This is a genomic window from Clostridium cibarium, assembly GCF_014836335.1.
Taxonomy (GTDB): Bacteria; Bacillota; Clostridia; order Clostridiales; family Clostridiaceae; genus Clostridium; species Clostridium cibarium.
Genome location: NZ_JACSRA010000004.1, coordinates 151,352 through 174,226, shown reverse-complemented (window position 1 = coordinate 174,226; position 22,875 = coordinate 151,352). Strand labels below are relative to the sequence as shown.

Sequence of the window (22,875 nt, the reverse complement as noted above, 5' to 3'; positions counted from 1 at the left end):
TCTAATAGTATCTAGCCCCACAAAAGAATTTCTCCCATGGGAACCGGAAATAGCCAAAGCAGCAAAAATACTTTGATACTCAAAATATACTACAATCAAAATACTTTGTCAACAACTTTGAAGTTTACATGGTAAAAACTATTAATATTTCATTTCTTTGTACATGAAGGTTTTGCATATTCTAAATTTTTTTTAGTAATCTTTGTTATTATTCCTCATCTTTTTTACTTTTATTACTATAAACCACTCCTAATTTTGAAATAAGCAATACTATATTAATGCTATTTTCTATAAGTAATATAAAGAAAACTAAGTTTAAGAATAGTTGTCCATATACTGAAACTCACCACTCTCATCCATAAAACAAAACTTTTCTTTTGCTCCTTTTGTTATATAAATTTTCTTTTATAAAGAGTGATTATAGATCCATTCATAATTTAAACGACGTCGAGTTCAAAAAAGAACTTTTAAGGCTAGGAGAAACTCCTATAGAAGTGTTAGAAAACGACGATTGGGCTAAAATTTTTCTCCCAGTTTTAAGAGCAGATTTTAAAGTTGTAGAAGAATACACATATACTATTAAAGCTAATAAACTCAACTGTGATCTCACAATTTTATATGGTGAAAAGGACTATCTGACGATCAATAACCTAGAAAAGTGGAAAGAGCATACTAATAACAAATGTACTTTTTTAAAGTTTTCTGGTGGGCATTTCTTTATAGATAACAATACTTGGGAGATTGTAAATATAATCAACAACACTCTTATCCCCAAATTGGAATAGCAATTTTTCAATACATATTCAAATTAGAAATACTAAAATAATATTCTTTTCATAAAACTTATTAAAAATAGTATATAATAAAATGATAAAGTTACAAGAATAATAAAATGGAGGTTATATTGTAATTGAAAAAATTTTTAAAATACTTTTTATTAGTTTCTCTCATTTCTATCATTTTTATTACTATAATATTTAGACAAAGACTATCACTTTATTATGACATATATAGACAATATGATTTATATAAAAATGAATTTAGTTCTCTTGACTCATCCTCACTACTTGTTGGTGCTAATACTGATGATTTAAAGAAGGAAACTATTCAATACAAAAATACAAAGAATACTCCTGTATATTTAGATATTTACAGGCCAGAAAATATACCATCAAAGGGATCCCCCGTAATTCTTTACGTTCATGGCGGAAGTTGGGCTTATGGAAACAGCGAATTCCCCAAGGTATTATCACCAATTTTAAAATCTTTCCTTAACCAGGGATATACAATCATAAGCGTTTCCTATGAACTATTAAATAAGAATGTGAATTTTTCTAAGCAAGTTTCAGATGTAAAAGATTCTATAAGATGGATATATAAAAATAAAACCACTTATAATTTTAATGTAAATGAAATTGGTGTTATTGGCATCTCTGCCGGAGCACATCTTTCTCTTTTAGCTACTTACTCTGATAATGAAGAATTTGTAGATGATGGTTCTCTTAAAGAATATCCTTACAAAATAAAGTATCTTATAGACTTTTTTGGTCCTACTGATCTATCAAGTTTAGATGAAAATCTTGCAATTAAAGAATCAATTCCGTTCATTTCATCAATAAAAAATAAAGATGAATATATAAAAAAATTTAGCCCCATTAACTATGTAAAAGAAGGGCTTCCTAAGACCCTTATTGTTCATAGCAAGGCTGACACTATGGTTCCATATACTAATTCTTCTAATTTGTATGATTCTAGTAAAGCTTTTGGTAATAAAGTCAGTCTTGTTACACTTAATAATACTGACCATGATTTATCAAACTTGGGAGATGAAGATTTGAAAAATTTAATTTTCAAAGTTTTAACCTTCATGATTAATAACTCTCCTTTGTAGAATAATATAAGATATTGTTATATTTATCTATTTATTATATAATTATATTAAATAATAGTAGGAGGTGTATATTATGAAAAAGTTATTTTCCTTTATATTATGTCTAACTTTGGGTCTAACTCTTATATCTTGCTCTTCAAACGAAAAGCCTGACAATGACACAAAGACTTTAACTGAAAATTCTAATAATCAAAAAAAAGAACAAGATTCACAAAATAGTACAGATACAACATCAAAGGACACTAAAAATTCCAATACTTCTACTCCTAAATTAGTTACTTTATCAATTTATACTGTTGATATTAATAACTTGAAAGCACAAATTGATAGCACAATTCAAATTGATGATAGTTTATCACTTAAGGAAAAACTCTCTAAACTTGCTAAAGAGCTTTCAATAAAAGAATTTAAAGGACTACCTATTGAAGTTCTTAAGGTAGAAAATATAAATGGAATAAACAAAGCTACCATAAATTTAAAAGATTTAGCTAATAATACATCTATAAAATGGGGCAATACTTATTTTGAAGGTACTACAGGAGGAGCAGTGACTACTAAGATATTAACTGAAACTTTTAAACAATCATCATATGCTGGTGAATGGATTAATTCAGTTGACTTCTTATACAATAACAAAAAAATTCAATTTCAACATGTTCCTACTTTAGAAAATACTATAAAACTTAGGTAATAAAAATAATGGCAGCTGATTGCAATCAACTGCCATTATTTTTTATATTCCTCTTGGATCATAATCAATTTTATCAGTTTTTCCTGACCAAACATTGAAGGCTTTTAAAGATTCCTCTCTTAATAGAGGTATAACTTCCAATCCATTTATAGGTTTTTCATTTCTAAGAAAATCATATATAAATTTATCTGCAAACCCTATTTTTTCAGTGTCTTCAGCGCTGCACCCAAAATATACTTTTTTTATTCCAGCCCACATTATAGCTGATAAACACATTGGACATGGTTCTGCTGAAGTATAAATAATACAATCATCTAATTGGAATGTTCCAAGTTTTTCACAAGCTGCTCTTATTACATTAACTTCGCCATGAGCTGTTGGATCATTGTCCTTAATCACAGTATTATGCCCTAAAGCTATTATTTCATGATCTTTAACAATAGCCGCTCCAAATGGACCACCTTCACCATTCTTTACTCCTTTAATAGCTTCCTCTATACATTTTCTCATTATCTCTTCATCATTCACCAAAAACTCCCCCAAACTTTATCTTGCCTTTTCAACTCTTAATTTTTTGCCTTTTACAGTCATATTTTGTAAAGCTTCAAGTACTATTTTCCCTTTACCATTTAATATTTCCACATAAGATCCCATATCTTGTATATCAATTATACCAATATCTTCTGATGTAATACCATTAATGTTTGAAATAGTTCCGACTAAATCTAATGCTCTAATCTTTTTCTTTTTTCCTCCGTTTAAATATAACTTTGTTATCCCTTTATTAACCTCTTTTGCTTTTAATGCTTTTTGGGTACCAGTCTTCCTAAGAAATTCATTTCCTATTATTTCTTCATCCTTACTTAATTCTAATTCCTTCAAGTTTCTTTCTGGCACTTTAAAATCTATGTATTGTTGAATTTCTTCAAAAAGTTTCTCTTCATATGAAGTAACAAAAGTTATTGCCTTCCCTTTCCTCCCAGCTCTCCCTGTCCTTCCTATTCTATGGACATAGGCTTCCTTTTCAACTGGCACATCAAAATTAACTACATGAGTTATTCCTTCCACATCAATTCCTCTTGAAGCAACATCTGTAGCTACTAATATTCTAAAAGCACCTTTCTTATATCTTTCCATTGCTTCTATTCTTTCTTTTTGAAGCATTCCACCGTGAATTTTATCTATAGAAAATCTTTTTTTTCTTAACTTTTCATAAACTAAATCAACTCTCTCTTTTGTCTTGCAAAAAATCACTGCTGTTTCAGGTCTCTCTTTAATTAAAAGCCTAATTAAATTATCTAACTTTTCTTCTTCTAGAGCCCTATAAATATAGTGATCTATTTTATCCGTAATTACCCCCTCACTCTTAACCTCTATATCTTTAGGCTTATTCATATACTTTTCGCATAGAATTTTTATTTCCTCTGGTAAAGTAGCTGAAAAAAGCATAGTTACTCTTTTTTTTGGTATCCTTCGAAGAATTCCTTCAACTTGCTTTATAAAGCCCATGTTGAGCATTTCATCTGCTTCATCAATAACTAAATACCTTATACCTTTAGTATTAAAACTACCTCTGTCTATATGATCTAAAACTCTTCCTGGAGTCCCAATAACCATATGAGTTTTTCCCTTTAATTCTCTTGCTTGATCCTTAAAAGGCGACTTTCCATAAACTGCTATTCCCTTAATCCTTTTAAATCTTCCAATATTTCTTACATCTTCAGCTATTTGAAGTGCAAGTTCCCTTGTAGGACTAAGAATTAAAACCTGTGGCAAATTTTCTTCCCATATCACTTTTTCACAAAGTGGAATAACAAAAGATGCTGTTTTTCCCGTTCCTGTTTGTGCTTTTACTATTAAGTCCTTATTATATAGCGCTTCATTTATAACACTTTCTTGAACCTCTGTTGGTTTTTTATAATCTAAAGCTTTTAAGGATTTTAAGATATCCTCGCTCAATTTAAATCTATTAAATTCGTTATTCATATTTTTCTCCTCATGTAAAATATATAATGTATAACTATTATTATACATCATATATTCTTATAAACAACTTACTTTAATATTCTCAACTTTTGTTTCAATATCAGAAGAACATTTTCTTCTTAAATCTAATAACGAAGAAGATACAACTCTAGATAATATGCTCATGAAATATATGTCTCTTTCTCTATTACTTAAGTTATTATTATAAATCAAATGCATATCTTCAATATACATTATTATTTCTTCAAAAGTTCTTAGTTTAATTTTTGCCTCTTCAGAATACTTATTCCATATTTTCTGAAGTTTGCTCCATAGAACTATTCTTTGTACCTGTTCATAAAGCTCATGTTGAATTATTGACTCCTTAAATCCTCTATTATGAGGAAAAGTAAAGAAGTCACATAAATAGTGATTTAACATTCCTAACTTAATAGATATGCTTCTTACTGTTAACTTGTCATTTCCAATCACTAAATCCTTCATAAGTTTAATTACATCAGTATAATTAGTTTCTTTAGTATGCATTGAAAATCTATAAAATGGACTTATATCTGGCAACATACTCCCATAAATAAAATAACCTACATTAATATTGTATCCTCTTCTATTTAGATCTTCTCCTAAAATCTTTCCAAGTTTTCCATGAAGTAATGTATCCATATATAATCACTCCTAACATTTTTCTTTATTCTACCTTAAAAAAGTTAAGAGCAAATTATAGGTAAGTTAATATAAAATAAATATTTATTAACCTACCTTATATGTTTTAGTCTTCTTCAATAAACCCTCTAAGTTTAAAGCTACCACATGTGAAAAATACTAGAGAAGTCAGTATCAAAACGAATATTGCCTTAATTAAAGATACATTATTTAATATTTCTATAAACCAATAAAACGGAGAAATTAATGATAATCTAATAAATATATTTGGCACATTAGAAAATTCAAGTAAACTCATATTCATAATACCTAAAATAAAACTAATTAAAGAAACCATGACAACAGTTAAATTCGCCATTGATGGTATCTTTATCCACCTATTTGTAGCTACAATTATTGATGTTGAAACCAAGCTACATAAAGTTATCACTAGTATTCCTAATAAAATGTTCATATTACTTAAGGTTATTACCTCACTAACTACTATAAATGCTACTGAGCTTAATATTGCCTGTATTATAAAAGTTCCGAGAAACATTCCACCTAATATTTGTCTATCAGAATTAGGTGTAACTATGGTTCTTTTTAAAACTTTGCAGGCCTTTAACTTTATAATATCTTCAGTAATTATTGATGATCCTATCATCATAAAATAACAAATCATCAAAGTTGCAATGATAAAATCGGTATTATCTTTACTTTCATCTTTTTCAATGCTAGTTGATATTAAATTTTTACTTACATTGAAATTATCCTGTAATTTTTCTTTTATATACTTATCAATTGTATTCTCAGCTATAATAGCACCACTTTCATCTTGTTTTTTGTATGCTTTAATTTGAGGTGCTACTTTGTTTTGAATATTTTTCTGAAAGCCATTATCTATTACATATAAAGCTCCAACCTGGTTATTTCTCAATGCATCAAAATTTTCTTCTGCTATACCAGTATATGTTATAACTTTATAATTATCTGAAAGATTACCGATAAGGTTCTCTGAATACTCAGATTTATCACTATCAATTATGCCAATAACTTTACTATTATCGTTACTATCTCCCATTATTCCAATAGCCATAGCAACTGGGAAAACAAATGACATAATAATAATTAGAGGATTTTTTAAATATCTTTTCATATTGATTAGAGTTATCCTTATTAAGCGCACCTTCTTCCCCCCTTACTTATCCCTTCTTTTATAAAAACTATTATAAATAGCAATATTGAAATTCCAATTATCCATAATAATTCTTTCTCACTCCCTGTTATACTTCCATTTAAACTGAACGACTCAAATGCCTTTGTAATATAATGTGTTGGTGCAAATTTAGCTAATAAGTTTCCTTTTCCAGTAAACATCTCCATTCCTAAAATTGGCAAAGCAAATATCATAATTCCAACAACTTGCCCATATTTTTTACCAATACAACAAGTTATAAATTTACTCATAGTTGTTATCAATAATGCTGCTGGAATTATTATTTCTAAAATTACTAATAAACTTCCCTTAAAGGCTATCCCAAATGCTTTAAAGAATAATGTGTAGCAAAGTAAAATTATGAATGAATAAAAAAAGATTCCAATGGACTCATATACTAGTACTCTTTGTCTAGTTATCGGTGTGACTAAAATTCTCATATTTATATTTCTTGAAACCTCAACATAACTAGCTCTAATCAAATTAAGAATCATCATACTAATTACAAATTCACTTAAAGTAGATGCCATTAACTCATAAGAAGTCAAATCTTTTTTATAATCAATTATCTCATTCTCTATAAAGCTTTCATTTAATATTTTAGATAATTCCCGAGCATTTTCTCCATGCCGAACTAAATTTAAATTTTCATGATATTTATCAATTACAACCTTTAATGTACTCAATACAGAATGTCCTTTACCACTTTCCTCTAATATAATATTGCTATCTTTTTGTAATAATAAACTTTCTTCATACCCTTTGGGAATCTTAATATAAGCATCACCATAATTAGTTACTTCTATAAGCTTATTTATATCATCGGTTTTTAAAAATTCTATTAATGAATTAGATGCTTTAGAGTTATCCTCATCTATAATGCTAACCTTAAGCTGTTTCAACTTTAATGAATTTTCACCTTCATCACTCTTTACAAAGCCCATGACTCCTGCTATAACAACAGGTAATAGTATAAACATAGCTAAAGTCGGTACCAAAGTTGCAATTACCCCTTTAAATGTTGTTTTCAAGTAAACTAAAAGTTTCATTTTCTCTCCTAATCCCTAAGATTTTTCCCTGTAAGAGTTAAGAAAACATCTTCAAGTTTTGCTTCTTCATAGCTGATCTTATTTACACTTATATCTTCTTCTTCAAATATTCTCAAACACTCCCCAAGCTTAAACTTATCATTTACAGTTAAGCTTATAGATTTTTCATTCTCTGTAACCTTTATTACTCCATTAATTTCTCTAATACTTAAAATAGTTTGCCCTTTTATCCCATTTGTATCAATAACTACTTTATTATTGGGAAATACTGAATATTTAATATCTTCCTTATTACCATAAGCAATTTCTACACCTAGATCCATAATCATAACTCTCTCACATAACTCTTCAACCTCTTCCATATAATGTGATGTATAAAGAACTGTTGTCCCCCATTCCTTTCCTATCTTCTTAATAAAATTAAATATATGCTGTCTTGATTGTGGATCTACCCCTACTGTTGGTTCATCTAAAATTAGAACCTCCGGATGATGCATAATTGCAGCTGCTATGTTTAATCTTCTCTTCATCCCACCTGAAAATTTTTTAACCTTTTCCTTTTTCTTATCCCTTAATCCTACAATATCTAACACTTCATTTATTCTATGCTTAAGCAATGTTCCTTTTAATCCATATAATACTCCAAAAAACTCCAAATTATCATAAGCATTTAAGTTCTCCATTAAAGCTATATCTTGTGGAACATAACCTATGTGCTTCTTTGATTCTATTGAGTCTTTTACAACATCATTGCCACATATAACTATTTTCCCACTATCAGGTATCAATATATTAACAATTATATTTATTAATGTAGACTTTCCAGCACCGTTTGGTCCAAGTAGCCCAAATATTTCTCCCTTATCTACCTGAAAGCTTATATTATCAAGAACAAGCTTATCACTAAATCGTTTAGATATATTATTTATCTCTATAACCTTCATAAAAAACCTCCTAGATTATCTTAAATTTATAATACGATAACCTAGGAGTGTTAACCATACCTTATAGTCACTACTTAAATGACTTAAGTCACTATTCTATTTTTAAAAGCAAAAATTGCAATTTGTGTTCTATCCCTTAGCTTAAGTTTAGCTAGTATATTTGTTATATTATTTTTTATTGTACCTTCAGATAAAAATAATTTATCTGATATTTCTTTATTGGTAAGTCCACTTGCTATTCCTTCAATTATTTTAACCTCTTTTTCAGAAAGATTAAGCTTTTCTATATTAATCTTTTTCGTTCCATTGCTTAAATTGAATATTTCCTTAGCAACCTGTGGATTTAATGCCATATTACCTTTATGTGCACTTTTGACTCCTTCATAAATCACCTCATAAGAACTGTCTTTTAAAAGATACCCAAAAGCACCATAATTCAAGGCTTCCTCAATATACATCTTATCCTTAAAGGTAGTAAGTATTAAAACTTTAATCTTTTCAAATTGTTCTTTAATAAGTCTTGTTCCCATAACACCATCACAAGTTTTCATTCTAATATCCATTAACACTATATCCACATTTTCTCTCTTGCACACTTCTAAAGCTTCATATCCATTCTCAGCTGTACCTATAACTTCAATATCTTCAAAGGTTGACATCATTATTTTTATGCCTTCTCTTATGAGTTTTTCATCATCTACTATTAAAAGTTTTATTCTGTCCAATGTCTTAACCCTCCATCTCTTTTGGTATTATTATTTTAATAAAAAACCCTTTACCTTCCTGTGACTTCATTTCCAATATCCCATCCATCTCCTGAACTCTTTCCCTTATTCCCGTTAAGCCAATTCCACTTTCTAGTATTTTTTTAGTTCCTACTCCATTGTCCTTGAATGAAATTACAAACTCATCTAGAGTAAAATTTATTACTACATTTATTAAAGTAGCTTTACCATGCTTTAATGAATTAGATAAAGATTCTTTTGTTATCTTTTCTAAATGATGAAATTGTTTTTGCGTCAAACGCCAATTACTTTTTGCTATTTGTGTTTTAATCTTCACTCCCGAAAGTTTTTCGAAATTTTTGCAAATCTCCTCCAGTCTAAAAACCCCTTGATAACTATCGTATTCATCAGACTTTAATTCCCTAACAGCACTTCTTACATCTATTAGGCTATCATTTATAAACTTCCTTAATTCTCTTGCCATTTCTCCAATCTTTGGATTTTCTTTTTGTGAAATACTTTCCATAGCAGCTAGTTGAATCATTGATGTAGATAATGCATGTCCAACACTGTCATGAATTTCCCTTGAGATTCTATTCCGTTCTTTTAATCTTGTTAATTCTTCAATAGAATCAGCATAGTTTTCAAGATTTTTATTTACTTCTTTAAGCTTTATTTCAGATATTCTTAATTTATCATAAAGACTTTGAGCATCTAGTTTACTATTATAAAGTTTTTCAACATAAGCTAACAAAAATGTAATTATCGGTAATAAAAACATTGTAACAAACCATTCCTCACTCCAATTTGTTATAGATATTATTACTGAAATTAAATTAATCATAATTATCAACAAATTCTTACTAGCTTTATTTTTAATTACAAATACATCTATTAATGCTCCAAGCAGGTAAAATACAATACATCCTCCAAAATAACACTCACTAAATGATACTATAATCACTTCAATAAAAACGGATAAACATAACTTTTTACTATCTTCAATAAAATTAATCCTTAATTGATTATTTATTATAATACTCAATATAAAAATGGTACTTAAAAATTTATCATTATTATTTTCTATAAATATCTGTACAAACAATATAAAAAAACTTATATATCTTACAGCTAATAATTCCTTACTTTTATACATTAGCAACAATCCTGTCTAGCATTATATTTTTATAACTATGTTCCTTAAAAGCATATTGACTATAAAATATTTATTTTATCATTTTTAATAATATCTCGTTTACTCTCACCAGATGGAACCATTCTAAAAACAACAAATTTCGCCCATTCATTTGTTATATTTTCAATAGTATGAATAGAATCTTTCACTCTAACTATCATATCTTTAGTTACCTTTTTACTATACTCCCTCTTATCATCTCTCCATTTAACACTTACTTCACCTTTTGTAACTAAAAGTGATTCTTCAATTGTTAAATGTTTATGCCATTCTTGTATTGAATTTGGAGGCATGTTATTTAAATGAATTTCATATTCATCAAATATAAAATAATTTACTTCTGTACCATTAGCTTTCTTAGCAAAAATTGAATCCATTTTATTATATATATTTAACTGGTCCATTTTAATCATTCCTCTCAAAATCTAATTTATTCCTGTAACAGCACTTCTACGCTCCATTAAAACTACATCATGCCATACACCGTTACTCATTCTTGCAACCTTTTCCCTTATTCCTAGTTCTCTAAACCCACACATTTTATGTAATTCTATACTATTTACATTTTCTCTAATTATTCCTGATTGCAGTGTCCAAAATCCATTTTCTTCTGATTCTTTTATAAGAGCATTCAATAAAGCCTTCCCAACCCCTTTTCCTCTGAACTCTTCTCCTATATAAATACTTACTTCTGCCACACCATTATAAACACATCTGCTAGAAACTTTACTTAAAGCAGTCCATCCTAAAACTTTTTCTCCAAAGCTAGCAACTAACCTACATTCCTTTATATGACTACTATCCCATTCCTGAAATGTTGGAACGCTTCTTTGAAAAGTGGCTATATTAGTGCTAATCCCTTGAAAATATATATCTTTTACATTTTCCCAATGATATTTTTCCATTTTAATTATCTCAATCTTCATATTAACTCCCCCAATCATTTGTAAATATAATTACTTCTGCCAATATTCTATAATTTATCAAAAACTTCCCTACTTTTTAGCATATAATAATAGGTTTTAATTTACAACCATTTTTAAATAAATTCTATGCAAACCAGCATTAAATCAGCATATTCTTAAGAATACTACCATACAAGAATATACTTAACTTTGCTATTTAAAATATTACCAAAATAATTTCAATACCAAGTAGATAAATCATTACAAATAAGTTTTGTAAATGATATAATAGCTTAAACTATAATTATATTTATGACTTTTAGTAGGAGATGATTGTTTATGATGAACGTTAAATTAAACGAATCTCTATCTATGTCCAAAATCGTACATGGATACTGGAGATTGGATCAATGGAATTTATCAAAAGAAGAACTTTTAAAATTAATAGAAGAGGTAGTTTCTCTAGGTATTACTACTATGGATCATGCTGATATATATGGCGCTTTTACCTGTGAAGAAAAGTTTGGAGAAGCCCTTTCACTAAAACCATCACTTAGAAAAGAAATTCAATTAGTAACCAAATGTGGCATAGTCTTTCCATGTGAAAAAAGACCAAATTACAAGGCACATATTTATAACACTAGCAGCAGTCATATAATTAATTCTGTTAACAATTCTCTTAAAAACTTTAATACAGACTATATTGATTTATTATTAATACATAGGCCTGATCCGTTAATGGATCCTTCAGAAGTTTCTGAGGCATTTACCAAGTTAAAAAAAGATGGGAAAGTCTTAAATTTTGGTGTTTCTAACTTTCTCCCATCACAATTCAACTTACTAAGTTCCTATTTAGATTTTCCTTTGGTCACCAACCAAATTGAAGCTTCAGTCTTAAACTTAGAACAATTTAAAAACGGCACTATTGACTTAATGCTAGAAAAAAGAATTTCTCCAATGATATGGTCTCCACTTGCTGGCGGCACATTATTTACTAATGAAGATACTAAAACATTAAATATTAGAAAAGTATTAGAAAAGGTAAAATGGGAGACTTCTGCGAGTTCAATTGATGAAATTGCATATGCCTGGCTTCTAAATCATCCTGCCAAGATGATTCCAATTGTTGGCTCCAGCAATTTAAATCGTATACATTCTGCCGTTAATGCTACAAAAATCAAATTAACAAAAGAACAATGGTTTGAAATTTATGTTGCTTCATTAGGTCATGATATTCCATAGACCTAAATAATTTAATCTATATAAAAGACCATTTATATAATAAAAAAGTATATTTTGTTACTCATCATAACAAGATATACTTTTCATTTTAAGATTTGCTTTTACTTATTACTAAAATTTCCATTACTCTTCTCTGTTTTCTTCATGTTGTAGCAAGCTATGCTTTCTTCCATAAAAATAATACATTAAAAGTCCTATGAAAAGCCAAACTAGAAATCCTATCCAAGTTTTTATATGTAATCTACTCAATAATACTAAACAACATATTATTGCTATTGCTGGAGTAAATGGAACTCCAGGAGCTTTAAACATTCTTTTGAAATTTGGCATAGTAATTCTAAGTACTATAACAGCTAATGATACAACTATAAAGCTTATTAATGTTCCTATGCTTAAAAATTGCACAATGAAATCTAATGGCAAAAATCCAGCTATTACTGCTGCTATACTACCAGTTATAATTGTTGAAACATATGGCGTTTTATGTGTAGGATGTACCTTTGAAAATATTTTTGGCAAAAGTCCATCTCTTGACATAACCATAAACACTCTAACTTGACCATAAAGTACTACCATCATAGTAGAGATCATTCCAAGTATAGCTCCTGTTCCAACTAATGCTGCACCCCAATTAATACCTACACTTGCTAAAGCCCCTGGTACAGCATTTTCAGAAATTATTTCTTTGAATGGTACCATTCCTGTAAGTACAAAAGCAACAGCAACATAAAGTATCGTAACAGCTATTAGACAAATAATAAGCCCTAAAGGAATATCTCTTTTAGGATTTTCAGCTTCTTCTGCTGCTGTTGATATCGCATCAAAACCTATAAAAGAAAAGAAAATAGTAGCTGTTGCTGCAAAGATTCCACCAAATCCAAATGGAGCAAAAGGTTGATAATTAGCTGTATCTATATGTCCTACCCCAAGGGCTACAAATATAATAATAATAGCTATTTTTATACCTACTATTAGGTTATTTACCCTTGCACTTTCCTTCATGCCATAAAATAAAATATAAGTTATTACTGCAATAATTAAAACAGCAGGCAAATCAACTATTCCACCTTTACTTGGTGATGCAATAAAAGTTGCAGGTAATGTTATTCCCATTGATTTTAATATACCAACAAATGTCCCTGACCATCCAGATGCTACAGCACTACAAGCAACTAAATATTCTGCAGTGAGACACCATCCAATTATCATTGCAATTATTTCTCCAAACACAATATAGGAATAAGAATATGTACTTCCTGCTACTGGAAACATAGTTGAAAGTTCACAATAATTTAATGCACAAAGGCAAGCAACTATACCAGCTATGATAAATGAAATAATTACTGCAGGCCCTGCTAAGTGTGCACCTTCTCCCGTTGCAACAAAAATTCCCACTCCTACCACTGCACCTATACCAAAAGCAGCTATATCTTTAGCTTTAAGATTTTTCTTTAAAGCTGTCTTATTGGCATCTTTCAAAACTTGATCTACGGATTTTTTCTTAAAAATATTCATAATGCCCTCCTAAAAACGTTATAACTTCCATACCCCAAGAAAATTTCTTTATACACTATTATAATTAACAACATATTATATATTGCACTAAAAATTATAAAAATACAACAAAATGACATATTTTTTTTCATTTTCAGATTATTTAAGGTTAGTAATTAATATTTTGATAATTTTCACTCATTTTCTCCCCAAAAAATTAACAAATAGTTTTCTGTTTAAATTTTTATATTAAAAAATAAAATCAAATATATGTATTTATTGTATTATGTACTAGATTATCTGCGTTTTTAGTTTATATTTCTTTTTGACTTTGTTATAGCATCTTTAGGTACATATCCTTTAGATTTCCCTATGTAAAAGCAAGTACCATACTGATATACAATTTAAAAGAGCGTACTCAATTAATGATTACGCTCTAGGAATGCCTTGCAATTTATTGAATACTTGAAATGTATGGTATAAGTTTTTCTCTTAAATCTGCTCTCTTTAATGCATAATCTATATTAGCTTGTAAAAATCCAAACTTGTCTCCAACATCATATCTTATCCCCTCAAAAGAGTGGGCATATACAGCTTCTTTTCTTGCAATTTCTTTTACTGCGTCAGTTAATTGTATTTCCCCACCCCTTCCAGGCTCAACTTTTTCAAGTACATCAAATATATTAGGTGTTATTATATATCTTCCTAAAACAGCTATATTAGTTGGTGCTTCTTCAATCCTAGGCTTTTCTATCATATCTTTAACCTTATAAACATCCTTTTCAACTTCAACACCGTCTATTATACCGTACTTTTCCACCTCGGATTCAAAAACTGATTGTACTCCTAATATTGTAGTTTTATATTCATCATAACAATTTATTAGCTGCTTAAGACAAGGAACCTCACTATCCACTATATCATCACCAAGCATTACTGCAAAAGTTTCATCACCAACAAAGGTTTTTGCAAGGCTTACTGCATGACCTAATCCCTTAGGTTCTTTTTGGCGTATATAATATATGTTAACTAAATTACTTATATTTTGTACTAATTCAAGTAATTCTTCTTTATCCTTACTTTCAAGTTCATCTTCCAATTCTACTGATTTATCAAAATGATCTTCTATGGCTCTTTTATTCCTTCCTGTAATTATCAATATTTCTTCTATACCAGAAGCAACAGCTTCCTCTACTATATATTGAATTGTTGGTTTATCTACTATAGGTAACATTTCCTTTGGCTGTGCTTTTGTAGCTGGTAAAAATCTTGTACCTAGTCCAGCTGCAGGAATTACTGCTTTTTTCACTTTCATATTTATTTCAACCCTTTCTTATATTAATTAATTAAGTAACCTTTTAAATAAGTATAGTCTTTCCGTTTTCAGCTACCCAATTTATTAATTCAACAGAAGTATTAACTCCATCCGTTTTACTTATGATTTCTCTAATCCTATCAGCATTTTCCTTATATATAGGATTATCAAGGATACTTTTCACTTTTTCTAATACTTCATTACTACTAAAATTTGAAATATTTATTTTCTTAGCAACCTTTAAATACTCAATTTTACTAGCATTGTCTCCCTGTTCACCACCTATAGGTATCACAACAATTGGTTTTCCAGCTGCCAAAGTTTCATTTATTGTATTATTTCCACCATGACTAATAACAAGATCAACCTTTTTTAAAATTTCAAGTTGAGGCACTCTTTTAAATATCAATATATTATCACCAAATCCACATTTCATTAGTTTGTCATAAGATCCTCCAGCACTAACTATAACTTGAAAATTCTCTTTTTCAATTCCATTCAAGATTTTTTTGAAAACTTCAGGTTTATTATTAAATACCGTTCCCAGAGATACATATATTTTTGAAACATCATCTCTCAAAACTTCAAAAGGAAATTTTTCTATTAGATCTACTCGTTTACACGAAACGCATGGCCCTACAAAAATTGTACTATTATTTAATTCTCTTGGTGCTTCAACTTCTTTTACTGTAAGTAATAAATTTAGCCATTTTGAATATGGTTTACTCCAATCAACTTCTCTAATATCTGAAATGCCCATTCTTTTACAAGCTTTGACATATCTTTTTGTTACTAATTTATTAGTATTTCTTGAAAGATTATGATATAGTTTTCCTTTCCATCCCCATTGTCCATTTATATCTAATCCACTTCCAAATGGTGGTATGCCATCTCCGCTAAAGGGTAATCCACTATGATATATAGTTATACAGGGAATAGTGTATTTTTCTGCAACAATATATGGAGGCAAAAAGAAAAAATCATTCACTATCACATCCGGTTTTTCCTTTAAGACAATATCTTCAATTAGTTTAGAATATTTATATAAACAATCTGAAAATACATTCATAGCATATTGAGTTTCTGTAAAGCCTTTAGCCAAAGGCAATAGCATATATTTAAAACATAATTTATTAGGCATATCTATACTAATGTAGTTAATTTCGTTTACTTTCACCTTTTCAGGTACTGACAAGGCAGTTTTAACAAACTCTGGGAACCTATCAATTACTTTTTTAGGAACTCTCTCTACAGTAGGAACCACAAACGAAACATCATGTCCAAGTTCTTTTAATCTTACCGCAATACTTAACATTGCATTTGTATGTCCCATAGTTGGTTGAGCAAAAAATATGATTTTAGACATTGTATCCTTCCTTTCTTAACATATTTTAAATATTTATAATTTCCTATTTTAACATTCTTTTAATATTATATACTTTATCAAAATAAAACACATGTTGAACTTTGTTTGTAATTATATTATAATGGGCTTAAATATATGAAACAACCAACAGATTAAATCAGATATATTCAAAATTGGACATATCTGATTTAATCTGTTGGATTTTAGAAACTTTTTTTTGAGGAGCATACATATGGGTGGAAAAGCAGAATATAAAAGTGCCATAAGATCACGGCGATTAATTCGTCAAGCATTTGTTGATTTGATGCAAGAAAAAAATTTAGAAAAGATTACAGTTACAGATATTGTTACCCGTGCTGATATTAATCGTGGAACTTTTTATGCCCACTATCAAGATACACGAGCAGTTATTGAGCAAATTGAAAATGATATTATAGAAAAATTGTTGGAATTCTTGGGCGAATCACACTATAAGAATTTTTTTCAAAATCCTCTGCCACTTCTTTTAAAGATTTCAAAGTGGCTAGAAGATGATTTAAATTTCTATAAAATTCTGATCAATTCAAATGGTTCTGAACAATTCCTTGTAAAACTCAAGAATATATTTGTAAATTATATGGAAAATGATAGTGACATCCAAAAGCACATAAAGAAAACGCCTGAATTTCTTATACAAGCGCATTTCTTTACTGGTGGTATAATTAATATATTTCAAGTATGGTGCCGTGGTGAAATTGAAAGTTCACTTAATGAACTTTCAATTGAGCTAAGTAAAATTATCACAAATAATTCAAACTTGTTTTTTTAATTTACTACTAGAATTCAGCAACAATCAGCAGTTATGATATTTCTTGAGAATATAGAATAACTATTGTAAATTGAATATTAGATAAAAATATAACTGGAAATTTCATTTCCAGTTATATTTTTGTCTTTCTTTTGTTTAACAATTTAATTAAATCATAATTTACTTATTACTACTATTTATCATCAAATTTTAATCCACCAAGAAGTGCAGCAAATGGACTTTCTTCCGCTTGTTCTGCTTCCTTCTTAAGTTTCTTCATATAATTATTAACTTGCCTCTTATCTACCTTACCAGTCTTATCAAATCTCTTTTCGAATTGGCTAGCCTTTTCTCTAAAGTTACAGTTAGTTCCTGGACAAACGTAGATTTTACCTTCCCCTTGTCCTCTAAGCTCTAATTTCTTCTTACACTCAGGACATCTAGCGTTAGTAAGTCTTGCAACATTTTCTCTATATCCACATTCTCTATCTTGGCATACATACATTGTTCCATTCTTACCCTTTACTTCAAGTAAGTACTTACCACAGTTAGGACACTTTCTACCTGTTTGATTGTCATGATGGAACTTAGAAGTTCCTCCTTTAACATCAGTAACAAGTTTAGTAGCATATCCCTTCATATTATCAACAAATGCTTTTGAATTTGCTTTTCCCTTAGCTATATCATCAAGTTCTTTTTCCCACTTAGCAGTTAAAAGAGGCGATTTTAAATCTGTTGGTACAAGATCTATAAGTTGTTTTCCCTTTGAAGTTGGAACTATTTCCTTACCTCTCTTCTCTATAACAAAGGAATTAAACAGTTTTTCTATAATATCGGCACGTGTTGCAACTGTTCCAAGGCCCCCTGTTTCTCCTAAAGTTTTAGCCGCTTCCTTTTCAACCTGCATATATTTATGAGGATTTTCCATAGCTGATAAAAGTGTAGCTTCATTAAATCTTGCTGGTGGTGTAGTTTGCTTTTTAACTAGATTTACTCCAGCTATTTGAATCTTATCTCCCTTTTTAATCTCAGGTAGCTCTTGATTTTGTTCTTCCTCATCAAAAGAATCTTTTTCATAAAGCTTCTTCCAGCCCTTACTCTTAGTAATGTTTCCTTTAGCTATAAAGTTTTCTCCATTAATAGATACCTTTATAGTAGTTTGTTCATATTCATAAGGTGGTAGTAATACGCTTAAAAATCTCTTAATTACAAGATTATAAATATGTTTTTCTTCGCTACTTAAATTTGCTAAACTTCCCTTTTCTTCTGTTGGAATAATAGCGTGGTGATCACTTACCTTACTGTTATCAACAAAACTCTTATTAGCCTTTACTCCTGATTTCAATAAGCCTTCTGTAATAGCTCTATATTCCCCAGTTCCAACAGCTTTTAATCTATCAGGAATAGTAGCTACTATATCTGTAGTAACATATCTTGAATCAGTTCTTGGATAAGTTAATACCTTATGATTTTCATATAGTCTTTGCATTATGTTTAATGTTTGTTTTGCAGAATATCCCCATATTTTATTAGCATCCCTTTGTAGTTCTGTTAAATCATAAAGAGCTGGAGAATACTTTTTCTTAGTTGTTTTATTTACATCTATTACTTCTCCTACTCCTCCTTTTGTCTTAGCTACAACTGAATTTGCAAAGTCTTCTTTAAATATAGATGAATTTCCCTTATCATTTATCCAATTTAAAGTAAATCCATTTCCTTTTGCATTAATTGTATAATAATCTACTGGCTTAAAGTTTTTAATCTCTTCTTCTCTATTAACTATCATAGCTAAAGTTGGTGACTGTACACGTCCAGCTGATAATTGAGCATTATATTTGCAAGTCAAGGCTCTTGTTACATTTAATCCAACAAGCCAGTCAGCTTCTGCTCTACATACTGCTGCTCTATAAAGATTTTCATATGCTTTTGCGTCTTTTAAATTATTAAATCCATCTAAAATAGCTTTGTTTGTTTGTGATGATATCCAAAGTCTTTTAAGGGGCTTTTTAACTCCTGCCTTTTCAATTATCCATCTTGCTACAAGTTCTCCCTCACGCCCTGCATCTGTAGCTATAACTATTTCACTTACATCATCTCTTAAAAGTTGTTTTTTAACTGAAGCAAACTGCTTTCCTGTTTTTTTTAATATGCTAAGCTTCATATACTTAGGTAGCATTGGAAGTGTCTCAATACTCCAAGTTTTATATTTATCTCCATAACCTTCTGGATCCATAAGACCAACTAAATGCCCTAATGCCCAAGTTACTATATACTTGCTTCCTTCTATATAACTTCCTTTATTATTATTACATTTCAAAACCTTTGCTAAATCTCTCCCAACTGAAGGTTTTTCAGCTAGTACTAATATTTTACTCATTTCTTATCTCCTATTTCTCTGTTTATTCTAATAATCATTATAACCTAACTTTTAAAATAAGCCTAATAAATCATATATATTTTATAAATAGTCTAATGTAAAAAACGCAGGAAAGTTTTTTAGTCTTTCCTGCGTTTTTATTCTAAGCCATAAGTTTTCTTAATATATCTTTACACTCATCTTCATTCATAATTTTAGGGACAGGATATGCTGGATTAGCTTCCTTCATAACTCTCTTTGCAATAATATGAAAATCCTTTTTTTGTAATTTCTTTACCTTTGTAGGTATATCCATATTTCTATTCATTTCCTTAATTCTTTCAACTACCTTTACAGCCAAATCTTTTTCTGATTTTCCTTCTATACCTACATATGTAGCAATCTTCGCTAACTTGCTATAAACTGATTCATCATAAAATTCTAATACATATGGAAGTACAATTGCATTAGCTAATCCATGAGATACACCATATAATCCTCCCAAGGCATGTGCTATTGCATGAACATAACCTACATATGCTCTTGTAAATGCTAAACCTGCATAATTTGATGCTAAAAGCATGCTATTACGTCCATCTATGTTACTGCCATCATTATATACAAGTTCTAAATTTTCAAAAATCATTTTAATAGCCTTTAAGGCATGTTCATCTGTAAATGGTGTGCCATCATTTCCTACAAAAGCTTCTATTGCATGGGTTAATGCATCTACCCCTGTTGCTGCAGTAACATGCTTTGGCAATGCAATAGTTAATTTAGGATCTAGAACTGCACATTCTGGCATAAGTTTTGGATCTCCTATAGCGTACTTTTCATGATCAACTGAATCTGTAACTACTGCTGCAACTGTACTTTCAGATCCAGTTCCTGCTGTAGTTGGTACTGCAAAAAATGGTGGCATAGAATTTTTAATCTTTAAAAGTCCTTTAAGTTCCTTAACTTGTAAATTCTTATTTGTAGCTCTTACCCCTATAATTTTAGCACAATCCATTGGAGACCCTCCTCCAAAGGCAATTATAGCTTGGCAACTATTTTCTTCATAATATTTTAATCCTTCTTCGATATTTTCTACAGTTGGATTTGCTTGAACATTATTAAAAACAGTATATTTTATGTCATTTTTCTTTAAGCCCTCAATTAACTCATCTACTAATCCAAGACTCATTATTATCTTACCAGTTACAATTAAAACATTGTTTATTCCAGTTTCTTTAATTAACTCTGGCAGCTTATTAATACTTCCTTCTCCTGAAACTATCTTTTGTTCCTTATATTTTATTCTTTTTAGAACAGCTCTAAAAACAGCTTGATTTAACCTATAATATCCTTTTTTTATTGTCCAAATCACACCATATTCTCCTCTCTAATTTATTTATCATATCTGTTCATTTAAAATTTATTTCTCTAAAACAGAATACATCTTATTACCATTTATGTCCATAAAATCAAGATAAATATTTTCACAACTAAAGATAATATATAAAAAAATGCTGAAGTTATTTCAGCATTTTTTATATATCACTACATATCTTACTATATCTAATATTTGATAACACTTCATCAACTAGACTAGTAGAAGATAAGTTCTCTCCTTTTATAATAAACTTAAATATCTCATTAGAATAACCAAATGCATACTGGAAGCCATTACTATCAACTATTACTTTACTATTTTCCTTATAACCATCAATTCTCCAAAAACAAAGGTCTGGTATTCGATATCCACTTTTATCCCACTTTTCCTTAATTCTATTATAATCTTTATCATCAAAAAAATAATCTTTGTGATTAGAATGTCTTTCTTCGCTAAAAGAAATTTTGCACTTATCTTCTAGAATAAATAGAATTCTATTTGGTATTGAATTTTGATTAATACTATTTTTTATAGCCGCAAATAAAACTATATCTAAAACTGATTCTACATTCACCTCATCAGTCACTGACTTTTTAGTAATTTCTTCAATTCTCTCTCCCAAAACTTCTGTTCTTATTTTCACCAAATTTGGCTTTGGATTCATAGTAATAATGTAATCTTTATATTTACCTCTATTTTTATCTAATAAATATAATGCAGTTCCAATCCCCCCATAGAAGATTGATGGCTTGTAAAGTTTATTAATACTTTTTTCTGACATTCCTAAACATACTATAGTATCTCCGTATTTGCAATTAAAGTTGCTTAATACTTTTTCCCACATCTCCCGATAATAATTTTCCTCATTGCTTGAATCTTCAATTATACTTTTAACTATATTATATGGATATATATGTCCGAAACTTAAAACTTCATCTTTTTTTATCTTTTGACTTTTTAATATATCTAAATAATCCATATATCTTTCTTTATCGTGTTTAAAAAAAGCTTTGCTATACTTATGCATAGCACCTGAACTTAATTCGCCATATTTAACTTTATTCCAGTTCCCTCTACTTATAATAGTTTCTACTGGTTTAATTCTTTTTCTAAGATGAGAAAGTAATACTCTATATTCCTTTGAAGTCAAATCTAAAGCTAATCTTGTTTTCTTCGCTAATTCCTTTGATTCCTCAGATGAAGAATTTTCTGATTTTAACCATTTACTCAGTGTAGATGGATTTTCTGATTTTAAATCAATACCTATTTGTTTACGGATTAAGCTAATAGCCCTCCCTTGAAGATTGGTATCAAACAAGCTATATAAATCATCCCATCTACCATAAATCGGAATAAGATTTATATTGGCAGCTAAGTATGAACTATTAATTCTCCCAAGATGGTTTAAAATAATTCTAAAGACTCTTCTTTCTCCCAAACCTTTCTCTTTATCTCTAACGTAAAACAGTAATTTCATGGAGGATATAGGATCTTCATCATATGCATCCATAAATAAATTAATTATTTTTTCCTCTTTTTCTCCTCTTAGAAAACCTGCCTTTGCATAAAAATTTAGCAAGCTATCATTTTGGGCATCTTCAACAAGTGAATATTCTTCAAGATCTTCATACAACTCTTCTTCTGAATAAAATATATCTTTTTTTAAAGAATTAAAAAATTCAAAACTCAAGGTATT

General features: G+C 29.2%; 21 protein-coding genes. 5 read left to right on the top strand and 16 right to left on the bottom strand.

Translation table 11 applies throughout. The annotated features are described in order from the left end of the window. Positions 1 to 377: 377 nt before the first annotated feature. The 3 genes from H9661_RS04080 to H9661_RS04070 all read left to right on the top strand — a co-directional run bounded on the left by H9661_RS04080 (position 378) and on the right by H9661_RS04070 (position 2,582). The gene (locus tag H9661_RS04080) at positions 378 to 785 is read left to right on the top strand and encodes a thioesterase domain-containing protein (RefSeq protein WP_143315021.1); all 408 of its coding nucleotides are present in this window, start codon (positions 378 to 380) and stop codon (positions 783 to 785) included. A gap of 125 nt (positions 786 to 910) precedes the next feature. Then, on the top strand, positions 911 to 1,891 hold the full coding sequence (locus H9661_RS04075; protein WP_191767770.1) for an alpha/beta hydrolase: 981 nt from the start codon (positions 911 to 913) through the stop codon (positions 1,889 to 1,891). 73 nt (positions 1,892 to 1,964) lie between these two features. Next, positions 1,965 to 2,582 (top strand): hypothetical protein, encoded by a 618-nt coding sequence (locus tag H9661_RS04070; protein WP_143315019.1) that lies wholly within the window; start codon positions 1,965 to 1,967, stop codon positions 2,580 to 2,582. 42 nt (positions 2,583 to 2,624) lie between these two features. Here the strand turns inward: H9661_RS04070 and H9661_RS04065 are convergent, their stop codons facing one another. The 10 genes from H9661_RS04065 to H9661_RS04020 form a co-directional block, all read right to left on the bottom strand. Beyond that, complete coding sequence (locus tag H9661_RS04065) at positions 2,625 to 3,110, bottom strand: nucleoside deaminase (protein ID WP_185966704.1); 486 nt, start codon at positions 3,108 to 3,110, stop codon at positions 2,625 to 2,627. Positions 3,111 to 3,128: 18 nt separating this feature from the next. Further along, entirely contained in the window at positions 3,129 to 4,568 is a 1,440-nt protein-coding gene (locus H9661_RS04060; RefSeq protein ID WP_191767769.1) for a DEAD/DEAH box helicase, read from the bottom strand. A gap of 57 nt (positions 4,569 to 4,625) precedes the next feature. After that, positions 4,626 to 5,228 carry a zinc dependent phospholipase C family protein gene (locus H9661_RS04055; protein WP_191767768.1) on the bottom strand — a complete coding sequence of 201 codons (603 nt, stop codon included), beginning with the start codon at positions 5,226 to 5,228 and terminating at the stop codon, positions 4,626 to 4,628. A gap of 106 nt (positions 5,229 to 5,334) precedes the next feature. Then, a complete protein-coding gene (locus H9661_RS04050; RefSeq protein WP_191767767.1) occupies positions 5,335 to 6,396 on the bottom strand; it encodes an ABC transporter permease in 1,062 nt (353 codons plus the stop codon). Then, positions 6,387 to 7,475 carry an ABC transporter permease gene (locus H9661_RS04045; protein ID WP_143315015.1) on the bottom strand — a complete coding sequence of 363 codons (1,089 nt, stop codon included), beginning with the start codon at positions 7,473 to 7,475 and terminating at the stop codon, positions 6,387 to 6,389. The genes H9661_RS04050 and H9661_RS04045 overlap by 10 nt, the downstream gene beginning before the upstream one ends. An 8-nt stretch (positions 7,476 to 7,483) precedes the next feature. Continuing rightward, complete coding sequence (locus H9661_RS04040; protein WP_143315014.1) at positions 7,484 to 8,419, bottom strand: ABC transporter ATP-binding protein; 936 nt, start codon at positions 8,417 to 8,419, stop codon at positions 7,484 to 7,486. A gap of 83 nt (positions 8,420 to 8,502) precedes the next feature. Then, positions 8,503 to 9,144, bottom strand: coding sequence for a response regulator transcription factor (locus tag H9661_RS04035; protein WP_143315013.1), 642 nt, complete (start codon positions 9,142 to 9,144; stop codon positions 8,503 to 8,505). A gap of 4 nt (positions 9,145 to 9,148) precedes the next feature. Next, on the bottom strand, positions 9,149 to 10,300 hold the full coding sequence (locus H9661_RS04030) for a sensor histidine kinase (protein WP_191767766.1): 1,152 nt from the start codon (positions 10,298 to 10,300) through the stop codon (positions 9,149 to 9,151). Between the two features lie 59 nt (positions 10,301 to 10,359). Further along, positions 10,360 to 10,743: a cupin domain-containing protein gene (locus H9661_RS04025; RefSeq protein WP_143315108.1), complete on the bottom strand. Its 384-nt coding sequence runs from the start codon at positions 10,741 to 10,743 to the stop codon at positions 10,360 to 10,362. A gap of 21 nt (positions 10,744 to 10,764) precedes the next feature. Continuing rightward, positions 10,765 to 11,265 carry a GNAT family N-acetyltransferase gene (locus H9661_RS04020; RefSeq protein ID WP_191767765.1) on the bottom strand — a complete coding sequence of 167 codons (501 nt, stop codon included), beginning with the start codon at positions 11,263 to 11,265 and terminating at the stop codon, positions 10,765 to 10,767. Between the two features lie 318 nt (positions 11,266 to 11,583). Here H9661_RS04020 and H9661_RS04015 point away from each other — a divergent pair, with 318 nt between their 5' ends. Continuing rightward, entirely contained in the window at positions 11,584 to 12,486 is a 903-nt protein-coding gene (locus H9661_RS04015) for an aldo/keto reductase (protein ID WP_191767764.1), read from the top strand. Positions 12,487 to 12,609: 123 nt separating this feature from the next. Here H9661_RS04015 and H9661_RS04010 read toward each other — a convergent pair whose 3' ends face one another. The 3 genes from H9661_RS04010 to H9661_RS04000 all read right to left on the bottom strand — a co-directional run bounded on the left by H9661_RS04010 (position 12,610) and on the right by H9661_RS04000 (position 16,661). Further along, positions 12,610 to 14,001 (bottom strand): amino acid permease, encoded by a 1,392-nt coding sequence (locus H9661_RS04010; protein WP_143315009.1) that lies wholly within the window; start codon positions 13,999 to 14,001, stop codon positions 12,610 to 12,612. A gap of 433 nt (positions 14,002 to 14,434) precedes the next feature. Then, positions 14,435 to 15,295 carry a UTP--glucose-1-phosphate uridylyltransferase GalU gene (gene galU / locus H9661_RS04005; RefSeq protein WP_191767763.1) on the bottom strand — a complete coding sequence of 287 codons (861 nt, stop codon included), beginning with the start codon at positions 15,293 to 15,295 and terminating at the stop codon, positions 14,435 to 14,437. 43 nt (positions 15,296 to 15,338) lie between these two features. Continuing rightward, positions 15,339 to 16,661: a glycosyltransferase gene (locus H9661_RS04000; RefSeq protein ID WP_191767762.1), complete on the bottom strand. Its 1,323-nt coding sequence runs from the start codon at positions 16,659 to 16,661 to the stop codon at positions 15,339 to 15,341. Positions 16,662 to 16,893: 232 nt separating this feature from the next. Here H9661_RS04000 and H9661_RS03995 point away from each other — a divergent pair, with 232 nt between their 5' ends. Continuing rightward, a complete protein-coding gene (locus H9661_RS03995) occupies positions 16,894 to 17,469 on the top strand; it encodes a TetR/AcrR family transcriptional regulator (protein WP_191767761.1) in 576 nt (191 codons plus the stop codon). Between the two features lie 172 nt (positions 17,470 to 17,641). Here H9661_RS03995 and H9661_RS03990 read toward each other — a convergent pair whose 3' ends face one another. From H9661_RS03990 to H9661_RS03980, 3 genes are all read right to left on the bottom strand, one after another. Continuing rightward, positions 17,642 to 19,825 (bottom strand): DNA topoisomerase III, encoded by a 2,184-nt coding sequence (locus H9661_RS03990; RefSeq protein WP_143315005.1) that lies wholly within the window; start codon positions 19,823 to 19,825, stop codon positions 17,642 to 17,644. A 142-nt stretch (positions 19,826 to 19,967) separates the two neighbouring features. Continuing rightward, positions 19,968 to 21,173 carry an iron-containing alcohol dehydrogenase gene (locus tag H9661_RS03985; protein WP_243129527.1) on the bottom strand — a complete coding sequence of 402 codons (1,206 nt, stop codon included), beginning with the start codon at positions 21,171 to 21,173 and terminating at the stop codon, positions 19,968 to 19,970. Between the two features lie 163 nt (positions 21,174 to 21,336). After that, on the bottom strand, positions 21,337 to 22,869 hold the full coding sequence (locus H9661_RS03980) for a DUF2828 family protein (protein ID WP_191767760.1): 1,533 nt from the start codon (positions 22,867 to 22,869) through the stop codon (positions 21,337 to 21,339). Between the last annotated feature and the right edge of the window lie 6 nt (positions 22,870 to 22,875).

Excerpts from the sequence above, each read along its gene's own strand:
- H9661_RS04070 (WP_143315019.1), top strand. The coding sequence starts at position 1,965 with ATGAAAAAGTTATTTTCCTTTATATTATGTCTAACTTTGGGTCTAACT.
- H9661_RS04025 (WP_143315108.1), bottom strand. The coding sequence starts at position 10,743 with ATGGACCAGTTAAATATATATAATAAAATGGATTCAATTTTTGCTAAG.
- H9661_RS04045 (WP_143315015.1), bottom strand. The coding sequence starts at position 7,475 with ATGAAACTTTTAGTTTACTTGAAAACAACATTTAAAGGGGTAATTGCA.
- H9661_RS04000 (WP_191767762.1), bottom strand. The coding sequence starts at position 16,661 with ATGTCTAAAATCATATTTTTTGCTCAACCAACTATGGGACATACAAAT.
- H9661_RS04015 (WP_191767764.1), top strand. The coding sequence starts at position 11,584 with ATGATGAACGTTAAATTAAACGAATCTCTATCTATGTCCAAAATCGTA.
- H9661_RS04020 (WP_191767765.1), bottom strand. The coding sequence starts at position 11,265 with ATGAAGATTGAGATAATTAAAATGGAAAAATATCATTGGGAAAATGTA.
- H9661_RS03995 (WP_191767761.1), top strand. The coding sequence starts at position 16,894 with ATGGGTGGAAAAGCAGAATATAAAAGTGCCATAAGATCACGGCGATTA.
- H9661_RS04010 (WP_143315009.1), bottom strand. The coding sequence starts at position 14,001 with ATGAATATTTTTAAGAAAAAATCCGTAGATCAAGTTTTGAAAGATGCC.
- H9661_RS04055 (WP_191767768.1), bottom strand. The coding sequence starts at position 5,228 with ATGGATACATTACTTCATGGAAAACTTGGAAAGATTTTAGGAGAAGAT.
- H9661_RS04030 (WP_191767766.1), bottom strand. The coding sequence starts at position 10,300 with ATGTATAAAAGTAAGGAATTATTAGCTGTAAGATATATAAGTTTTTTT.
- H9661_RS03990 (WP_143315005.1), bottom strand. The coding sequence starts at position 19,825 with ATGAGTAAAATATTAGTACTAGCTGAAAAACCTTCAGTTGGGAGAGAT.
- H9661_RS04040 (WP_143315014.1), bottom strand. The coding sequence starts at position 8,419 with ATGAAGGTTATAGAGATAAATAATATATCTAAACGATTTAGTGATAAG.
- H9661_RS04060 (WP_191767769.1), bottom strand. The coding sequence starts at position 4,568 with ATGAATAACGAATTTAATAGATTTAAATTGAGCGAGGATATCTTAAAA.
- galU (WP_191767763.1), bottom strand. The coding sequence starts at position 15,295 with ATGAAAGTGAAAAAAGCAGTAATTCCTGCAGCTGGACTAGGTACAAGA.